The sequence below is a fragment of the Pontimicrobium sp. MEBiC01747 genome (assembly GCF_053601635.1).
This window is the reverse complement of the sequence record NZ_JBSHNS010000327.1, coordinates 1-9,980: the sequence shown is the minus strand read 5'-3', so window position 1 is coordinate 9,980 and position 9,980 is coordinate 1. Positions and strand designations below refer to the sequence as shown.

Genomic DNA, 9,980 nt, shown 5'->3' with positions numbered 1-9,980 from the left:
GCTTAATAAAGTTGGTTAACTCTTCTCCTTTTAAAAGGCCTTGAGATAAACGTGCTAAGTCTAAACTTTGGTTTATTAAACGTTCTTGTTTCTTTTTCGTTTTCGTGTTAATAATTTCTCCAACAAGGTCAGAGTTTGTATTAACCACTAAGTTGTACATTTCTGGCATGTTACCAAACATATTCATACCTCCTCCACCAGTCGCTTGCATCTCTTTCATACGACGCATAAACTCAGGTTGTGTAATCATAAACGGAGAGGCAGCACTATCCATAGCTTCTAACTGTACCGTGAATTTTTCTGAAGGAATTACTTCTTTTAATAATTCGTCTAAAGCTTTCGTTTGGTCTTCATCTAATTTAGAAATCGTTGTATCGTCTTTCTTAATTAAATTATCTACGTGATCTGCATCTACACGTGTAAACGTGATGTTCTCTTTTGTGCTTTCTAATTTTTGAATTAAGTGTGATACTATAGGTGAATCTAACAACAACACTTCGTAACCTTTTGCTTTTGCTGCTTCAATATAACTGTGTTGCTCGTCTTTATTAGAAGCATAAAGAATGACTAATTTGTCGTCTTTGTCTGTTTGGTTCGCTTTAATTTTATCGTATAACTCTTGGTATGTATGATATGTGCCATCTACTGTTGGGTATAATGCAAATGCATCTGCTTTTTCGAAGAATTTTTCTTCAGACAGCATACCGTATTCAATAACAATTTTAATGTCATCCCATTTTGCTTCAAAATCCTCACGGCTATTGTTAAATAACGATTTTAATTTATCGGCAACTTTACGTGTAATGTAAGATGATATCTTTTTTACAGCACCATCGGCTTGTAAGTATGAACGCGAAACGTTTAATGGAATGTCTGGCGAATCAATAACACCGCGTAGCATAGTTAAAAACTCTGGTACAATACCTTCTACATTATCGGTTACAAAAACTTGGTTTTGGTATAACTGTATTTTGTCCTTCTGCATGCTCATGTCCTGAGACATTTTTGGGAAGTATAATATACCAGTTAAGTTAAATGGGTAATCTACATTTAAGTGAATGTGGAATAACGGTTCTTCGAATTGCATTGGATACAATTCTCTGTAGAAATTTTTATAATCGTCATCTTCTAATTCTGTTGGTTGTTTTGTCCAAGCAGGGTTAGGGTTGTTGATAATATCGTCTACTGTAATTTTGCGTTGTGGCTCTGTTGTTTCTTTACCCTCTTCATCCTTAGTTGTTTCTGGAGTATGTGTTGGGTCGTCTATTTCCTTTGTACCAAATTTAATTGGCACAGGCATAAACTTATTGTACTTGTTTAATAAGGTTTTTATTCTAGACTCTTCAAGGAACTCTGTAGAATCTTCAGCAATGTGTAAAATAATTTCTGTACCTCTGTCTGTCTTGTCGTGTGCTTCTAAAGTAAATTCTGGAGAACCATCACACGTCCAATGTGCAGCAGGTTCATCTTTATGAGATTTAGTAATGATTTCTACTTTTTCGGCAACCATAAATGCAGAATAGAATCCTAAACCAAAGTGTCCTATAATTCCAGAATCTTTAGCAGAATCTTTATACTTATCTAAAAACTCTTCAGCTCCAGAAAAAGCTACTTGGTTAATGTATTTTTCAACTTCTTCAGCTGTCATCCCTAAACCTTGATCGATAATATGAAGTTTCTTTCCTTCTTTATCGATTTTAATTTCAATTTTTGGATCCCCATATTCAACTTTAGATTCCCCAATATTTGTTAGGTGCTTTAATTTTAAAGTTGCATCTGTAGCATTACTAATTAACTCACGTAAAAAGATTTCGTGGTCGCTGTATAAGAATTTTTTAATAAGCGGGAAAATGTTTTCAACGGATACGTTAATACTTCCTTTAGCCATAATTGATTAATTTTTATTTATCATTCTTGTATAGACAAGAACTTGTTTATATTTTTTATTGTCTTGTAACCAATAGTCAACAAAAATGCCAATTCCTAAAATATGACAAACTGACATTTTTAGTTGCAGTAGTAAATTAGTTACATAAAAGAGCTGTAATGGCATGGAAAATAATTTTCTTTAATATTTAGGTTTAATCTTGAAGTTAATATTGTTGAAAAACTTTAAATTGCGACACTATTTATTTCGAGTATAAAGAAGTATAAGAGTAGTAATAAGGTAAATAAGATTTCCTTTTTTTAAGGAAATAAAAAACATAGTTTTTATGTATAATTCTAAAATAATAGGTTTAGGTCGTTTTGTTCCAGAGAACATAGTTACTAACGATGAGTTGTCTACCATGATGGATACTAACGATGCGTGGATACAGGAACGTACGGGTATTAAAGAAAGACGTTGGGTTAAAGATTCTGGAGATACTACTGCAACTATGGGTGTAAAAGCTGCCAAAATTGCGATTGAGCGTTCTGGGTTGGATAAAGATGATATCGATTTTATTATTTTTGCTACCTTAAGTCCAGATATGTATTTTCCTGGGCCAGGAGTACAAGTACAAGAGGCTTTAAATATTAAAACGGTTGGGGCTTTAGATGTTAGAAACCAATGTTCTGGTTTTGTTTATGCTATTTCTGTAGCCGACCAGTTTATTAAAACGGGGATGTATAAAAATGTTTTAGTAATAGGGTCAGAGCTACATTCCCATGGATTGGATAAAACGACTAGAGGTCGTGGTGTTTCTGTAATATTTGGAGATGGAGCAGGAGCAGCAGTTTTAACTAGAGAAGAAGATACTACAAAAGGTATTTTATCTACACACTTACACTCGCAAGGCGAGCATGCAAAAGAATTGGTGTTAGAAGCACCAGGAATGGGAACACGTTGGGTTACCGATATTATAGATGATAATAATGCCAATGATGAAAGTTACTTCCCGCACATGAATGGTCAATTTGTTTTTAAAAATGCTGTGGTGCGTTTTAGTGAAGTAATTATGGAAGGGCTTACTAAAAACAAATTAGAGGTCTCAGATATAGATATGTTAATTCCACACCAAGCGAATTTAAGAATTTCTCAATTTATACAACGTAAATTTCAATTAGAAGACAATCAAGTATATAATAATATACAACGTTATGGTAACACTACCGCAGCATCTATTCCTATTGCTTTAACTGAGGCTTGGGAAGAAGGCAAAATAAAAGAAGGTGATACCGTTGTATTGGCTGCTTTTGGTAGTGGCTTTACATGGGGAAGTGTTATTATTAAATGGTAACAAAATTCCTGTGTATACAGGAATCTTATTAATAAAACCCTTTAAATGAAAGTTGTTTTAAAGAAAATATTAGGCGTATTATTTATTTTAATGGGTAGCGTTTTGTCTCTAGCATTGCTAGCGCAAATTCCTATGACTATTTTACGAATTAAAGACGTTGGAGATACTTCTGAAGGTTATGGATTTGGTTATGTTATAGGAACCATAATTGGAGCAATTTTAATAGCTTTTATGGCTTTTCTTCTATTTAAATTTGGTTTTAAATGGGTGTCTAATAAAAAGAAATCTAGAATAGAAGATGTTGGTAGTATTGGTGAAAATTAACATTAATAGAAATAAAAAAAGTCCTAAAACTCGAGTGTTAGGACTTTTTTACTAATTAACCAATATAAACTAAACTTTTGTTTACGAATGCTTTTCTAGGAAGACTAATTCAAATAAAATATATCGTATTCTGTTGTTGTTCTACTTATAAGACGAATATTTTTATGTTTTATTACATTGATTATCAATATTTAATGAAAAATTAACAAATAAGAGCTATTTTGTTAAGGTCCTGCTAAATTTTATATCGAATTTGCCATTGTGTAATATTTTGATACACTGTAATTAAATTTTTTTTGTTTTATACATTAACAATATGTTATAAATACAGAAAACCAGTAAGCTAAAATATTAGTATCACTGGTTTTCTGCACTTTAAAATTACTTTGTGTAGAGCGTTTATAATTATATGCTATCTACAAAGTTTTTAAAGACTTCTTTATGGTGTTCTAAATCTAAATGAGAAGAAAGTGCAACACGTACAATGTAATCTTTATCTCCTTCCTTTGTTGTCCCTTGGGTAGATGTTGCAGGAATTGTCCAATAACATCCTTTTAATTGTCCGTAACTTACACAGAATTTACTTTCGTTAGGGATTTCGGTAATCATTAAATTAATTAATTTAAGATTTAACGCTCTCTTGTATGTTTCTTTTTCTTCTTCGGTATTGCCTTTAGTTGGTAAGTCTAATGAAAAAACGGAAGGTGTAAACCCTTGCTCAGCTAATGTTTCAGACACAAAGTTAATTTTTGCGTCAGGTAAAGTATGGTTAATAAAGGTTACAAACTCACGTGTGTTTTTATAGGCGTCATGAATTCTTTGATTCATTGATGGTAATTGCTTTGCTAGTATTTGGTACTGTAAGGCTGTTGCTTCGTTATCGCAAAGCTCTTGGTGTAATTCTATGTTTTCCATTAAGGCCTCTGCTTTTTTATTTGCTGTAGCATAGCCTGCTGTACATTGCCCACCGCTAGGAAACTTAGAGCCACTAACATAGGATATTGCTCTTACTGATGATAAGATGTCGTTTTCTCCCAAAAAGTGAACGTTGGGGCAAAAGGTTTGGTCTAAAATAAAAACAGGGTCGATAGCAATATCTCCGTTACTGGTTTTACGTTCTTTACTTAAAACGGCTTTTAGTTTTAAAAGATCTGGAACTTCTACTCTAGGATTTGTTGGTATTTCTGCAATAATGTATGGTACAGCATCTTCTTTAGCAATTTTATCGAGTACCACATCAATGCTTTGTACCATATCTTGACCTCCATCTACCGGTAAGTCCATGACTTCTATATTGTTATTACATGCCGCTACACGTCTTGCTTGGTCATTGGTGCCTCCATAACAATTTGGTGGTACAACAAACTTGATTTTTTTTTCTTGATGGTTTTCTATGGCATCATGAATTAATCCCATTGCAATCGCATATTGTATAGATAAACCACTAGAGCCAACGACAGCTTTAGTGTTTGTACCGGTAATTTGCTTAATAGAATTTAAAACACTTGTTTTATTGACTTCAATATTATTTTTTGTATCATCTGCAGTGTTTCCAATCAATTCATTTAATACTGTAAGGCAATTTGCCGGTGTCATGGCAATGGTTTCTCTTCTTCTTACATGTTGAATTTCTGAAATGTATTTTTCGTTTTCTTCGCCATTGGCTACTAAAATACTTCCGTAATGAGGATGAGAACTTACAAAGAAGTCTATATTTGGTGTTAGGTTAAAGTTACAAATATTGTCTTGTTCTGTAATAAAAACAGTACTACCGTTATATGGTGAGATAGCATCAATGTTTTCAACCTTTTTTAATTCAAAATTATAACCATAAATACGTTGTATTAGGTCTGCTTCAAAAATGGCAGGTAATTTATCGGTGTAAACGATTTGAGTATTTTTATTATCAAATAAATTTTTTCTTAGAATAGCTAAAACAGGTGTTGTTTTTGATGAAAAACTAATTACATTTTGTGGTTTTTGGTTGTTTAGCTTAGCAATTGCCCATTCTAATACACAAGATAACGGATGTCCTAGTCTAATATAATCGTATGCTGTAGGAAGTTCTCTTAATGTTGAAGCATCAGCATTGTTAGTGTTAAATAAGTTTTCAAATTGCTCTAAAAATTCAACTTTAGCTTGTGCTTCATTATAAATATCTAATCGGTGCGTTGTTAGATTAAGCCAGTCTTTTGGCATGTTATCTAATACCGCTTTTATATAGTTTTGTATTGTATTGTCCTGCATTATTATTGTCTTTCAAAATAGTATTGCAAGATACTATTAATTAGTTTTTTTTTAATGTTTCAAAGTGGTTTTGTTGTATTGTATTACTAAAATTGAAACTTCAATTAATACAAGAGTCATTTGAATGCTTTTTAGAACAATTCCTTTTAAATTACTAAAATGTAATATTAATAAGTTGTCGTTATAAGTACTTATTTAAAGCGTAATAATTAATAGTTTATAATAAAACAAAAGCCCAAAGTGTACGGCTTTGGGCTTTCTTAATTTAATAACCAGATATAACACTAACCATCAACTATTATGTTGGTTATTAAATATGTTTTAAAGGAATCCTCCTCCAGATTTTTCGTTATCATCTCTGTTTTTACGAGATTTAGCTCTGTATTTTCCGCCGCCAAAACGGTAGGTTAAGCTTCCTTGTATGGTATTGCTTTCCCAGTTGAATCCACCAACTTGTCTAAATGGCCTTGTACCATTAAAAGCAAATTCCATAGTGTCGAAAATATCATTGTAATTTAAACTAAATGACCCTTTGCCTTGAGCAAAACTTATACGAGCACCAAGGTTTACAAAATACATAGGTTCTAAATCGAATTGTAAGGTTTTGTTTTTTCCTCTGTAAAAACCAAAAGCTGTAAATGATAATGTTTTAGTGGCTTTAAAATTGTTAAACATTCTAAAATTCCATGCAACATTAGTTACTTTAGAAACATCTGTAATAATATCATTAACTGTTGCTGTTTCTATAGGTGCATTTAAACGCTCGGAAATTCCTTTTTGTTTTTGTGAGTACAAATCGAAACTACCATTAATACTCCACCAAGTTGTAGGGCGGTAATTGCTAGATAATTCAAACCCATAAGCTGCTGTATCATCAAAATTGTCATGTGTTAAAATTAATCGGCCAGAGTTTACATCGGTTCTGTCTACAAATAAGGCCCTGTTTATTTCGTCTGATATTAAACGGTAGAATACGCCAGCAGTAACACTTCCTTTTTTTAATTGTCTTGTGTAATTAACTTCTAGAGAGTTGGTAAATTGTGGCTCTAAATTAATGTTACCAAAAGAGGATAGTAATGGTGTAGCCCATTCTCTAATAGGGTTTACTTGCCCAATACCAGGTCTGTCTACTCTACGACTATAGCTTAATTGGTAAGAGTTTTTTTCAGAAGGTGTATACGTAAAAAAGGCTGAAGGGTACACTTCAAAATAATCATTATTAAAGGTTATTGTGTTTATGTCGTTAGAGTTAACCTCTCTTTCTATAGCTATAGCATCTACATTAACACTTTCTAATCTGGCTCCTATTTGGTAAGTCCATTTTTCAAACTTTTTACTAAAGCTAGCATATGCAGAATAAATATCTCTTGTGTAATCGAAATCTGTACTTGGTGTAGGTCTTAAATCACCCGAAGCATTAAACGATTCTCCAGTAGATGCATAACTAATGTCTGTGTTAAATAAACGTGCTTGTAAGCCTAATTCTAATTTGGTTGTTTCAGATAACGGATTTACATAGTCTAAATTAATCGTGGTACGTTCTCTATCTGTTTCATTAAAATCTCTAAAGTCGTTGGTGTTTCCTAATTGAAATTTATAGTTTAACGGGTTTTTACTATCGTAAATATTATAATCTGCTTCTAGTTCTATATTATGGCCTTCTTTTTCGAAATCTAATTTGTAATCGAAATTGTATTGAGAAGAGCTATTATCATCTTTAGATACAAAGGTTTGGCTTTGATTGAAATTACTATCATCAAAAAAGAATGCTTTTGTAGATCCTAAAGTACTATTATCTGAAACATTTTGATTAGTGAAAAATGAGATCGTATTTTTATCATTTAAATAAAAATCTAAACCTACTTTATATAAATGCGATTTTCTGCTATCTAAAAACGAAAACAATTGTTCTGAGTTATTGTCTGGTCTTGAAATATTTCCACGATTTTGATTTTTTGAAATATTGTTGCTGTAATTTCCGTAGAGATTAAATTTTCCGTTACGGTAGTTTAAACCTAAAGCACTATTAAATTTGGCTTGTTCCTCGTGTGCTAACCCAATACTAAAGTTACCATTAAAACCTATTAAGGTATTTTTGTGTAGCACAATATTTATAATACCACTCATGCCTTCAGGATTATATTTTGCTGATGGGTTTGTTATTAATTCAATAGATTTAATAGCTGTTGAAGGAATTTGTCTTAATAATTGAGCTGTAGGAATATTAGATAATTTGCCGTCTACCATAACACGTACATTCTGGTTGCCACGAAGGCTAATGTCTCCAGTTTGTTGGTCTATACTTACAGAAGGAATACCAACCATAAGTTCTGAAGCCGTTCCTGTAGCTGCTAAATCTTTACCAATAGTTATAACCTTTCTATCTACTTTTTGTTGTATCGTAGAGGTTTCTGCAACAATTGTAACTTCGTCCAGTCCGGTGGCTGTTTCTTCAATTTTAATAACGCCTAAATTTACTGTTGTATTTTTTTTATCTATTGTAGCCTCTAAAGTTATGGTTTTATAACCTACATATTGAATGCTTACACTATGTTTACCAACTGGAATAGATTCAATTTTAAATATTCCATTATCGTTTGTAATACCTCCAGTAATGATTTCTCCTTTTGTATTTTTTACTACAATACTAACATAAGGTAAGGGTTCGTTTAATGTTGCGTCTAAAACTTTACCAGTAATAGTTCCAGATTTTAGAAACTCTTTTTTTACTGAAGTTTGTGCTTGGATTGTTAGTGTGATTAGAAAAGCACCTAACAAGAGTAGTTTTTTCATCTTGATTGATTGTGTTTATGATTGATTGATGTAATTTAGTAATACAGTTAAGACTCCTATTTTTTTATTCTGTTACTAGTTTTAACAATACTTAACATATTTTAACATTTTATGACTAAAAAAACATTGGTGCTCGGCGCCTCTTTAAAACCCAATCGCTATTCTAATATGGCTATACGTAAATTAGTAAATTACAATCATGATGTTGTTGCTCTTGGTTTAAGGGCAGGTGAAGTTGCCGGCGTATTTATAGATACCGAGTTAAAAGAGTATAATGCTGTAGATACAATAACATTGTACTTAAACCCTAAACGTCAAGAACAGTATTACGATTATATTGTATCCTTAAAACCAAAGCGTGTTATTTTTAATCCAGGAACAGAAAATTCAATATTGTATACTATTCTAAAAGAGCATAATATTGAGTTCGAGATTGCGTGTACGCTGGTATTACTATCTACTAACCAATATTAGTTGTCGTTTTTTTAGAAATAAATAAGAGACCAATAAAAGTTAATAAGCCATTAACTATTAATATTTCGAACCCAAACTCGTAACCAAACAGGAGTTCCTTAGAGAACATGTTCATAATATATGATACTATAGGAGCAATTAAAGCAATGAGCCAGACCCATTGGTCTTTTACATGCTTTTTAGTTAAAATACCAAAAGCAAATAGACCTAATAAAGGGCCGTAAGTATAGCCTGCAGCTTTAAATAACTCCCAAATAACAGAGACATCTGTAAAAATATAATGGAAAATAACAATAACAACAACAAGTATAATGCTAAATAAAACGTGTACTTGCTTACGTATTGTTTTTTGTTTAGACTTCGCTTTTTTATCTAATTCAATAATATCAATACAAAAAGAAGTAGTTAAAGAGGTTAAAGCAGAATCTGCACTAGAGTATGCCGCAGCTATTAAACCAAGAAGGAAAAATGCAGAAGTAATAATGCCTATTTCTGGTAACATAGCTATGGTAGGGAATAAATCATCTTTTGTAGCAGTAATTCCATTTTGAGTAGCATATTGAGTTAACATAAGGCCTAATGCTAAAAATAATAAATTAACAAAAACGAGGACAATGCTAAAAGATACCATGTTTTTTTGAGCCTCTTTTATATTCTTACAGGTTAAGTTTTTTTGCATCATGTCTTGATCTAGTCCAGTCATAGTAATAGTAATAAATATACCAGCAAGAAAACTTTTAATAAAGTATTGAGGATTGTTAGAGTCTCCAAAAAAGAAAACTTTACTCATGGCGCTTTCTTTTACATTTGTATAGACTTCAGAGATGCTATTTAAATCTAAAGCCTGAGCCAAAAATACAATAGCTACAATTACAGAAATAAGCATAAATAAGGTTTGTAGCGTATCTGTAAAAATAATAG

7 protein-coding genes are annotated in these 9,980 nt (G+C 31.9%); 3 read left to right on the top strand and 4 right to left on the bottom strand.

The genetic code is table 11. From position 1 onward, the window contains the following. Positions 1-1,888: molecular chaperone HtpG (gene htpG, locus ACVC2P_RS10810; protein WP_452598487.1), on the bottom strand; the 1,888-nt coding region annotated here is incomplete at its 3' end. A 325-nt stretch (positions 1,889-2,213) separates the two neighbouring features. Between htpG and ACVC2P_RS10805 the strand changes: the two genes are divergently transcribed. Both ACVC2P_RS10805 and ACVC2P_RS10800 read left to right on the top strand, forming a co-directional pair. Beyond that, positions 2,214-3,221 (top strand): 3-oxoacyl-ACP synthase III family protein, encoded by a 1,008-nt coding sequence (locus ACVC2P_RS10805; protein ID WP_452598486.1) that lies wholly within the window; start codon positions 2,214-2,216, stop codon positions 3,219-3,221. 45 nt (positions 3,222-3,266) lie between these two features. After that, positions 3,267-3,545 (top strand): hypothetical protein, encoded by a 279-nt coding sequence (locus ACVC2P_RS10800; protein ID WP_452598485.1) that lies wholly within the window; start codon positions 3,267-3,269, stop codon positions 3,543-3,545. A gap of 405 nt (positions 3,546-3,950) precedes the next feature. On the opposite strand, the gene ACVC2P_RS10795 is transcribed toward ACVC2P_RS10800, so the two are convergent. After that, positions 3,951-5,792: a cystathionine beta-synthase gene (locus ACVC2P_RS10795; protein WP_452598484.1), complete on the bottom strand. Its 1,842-nt coding sequence runs from the start codon at positions 5,790-5,792 to the stop codon at positions 3,951-3,953. A gap of 321 nt (positions 5,793-6,113) precedes the next feature. Continuing rightward, the gene (locus tag ACVC2P_RS10790) at positions 6,114-8,585 is read right to left on the bottom strand and encodes a TonB-dependent receptor domain-containing protein (RefSeq protein ID WP_452598483.1); all 2,472 of its coding nucleotides are present in this window, start codon (positions 8,583-8,585) and stop codon (positions 6,114-6,116) included. Positions 8,586-8,696: 111 nt separating this feature from the next. Here ACVC2P_RS10790 and ACVC2P_RS10785 point away from each other — a divergent pair, with 111 nt between their 5' ends. Further along, positions 8,697-9,059, top strand: coding sequence for a CoA-binding protein (locus tag ACVC2P_RS10785; protein ID WP_452598482.1), 363 nt, complete (start codon positions 8,697-8,699; stop codon positions 9,057-9,059). Here the strand turns inward: ACVC2P_RS10785 and ACVC2P_RS10780 are convergent. Continuing rightward, positions 9,046-9,980 (bottom strand): sodium:solute symporter family transporter (locus ACVC2P_RS10780; protein WP_452598481.1); only part of this gene is annotated, 935 nt, incomplete at its 5' end. The genes ACVC2P_RS10785 and ACVC2P_RS10780 overlap by 14 nt on opposite strands.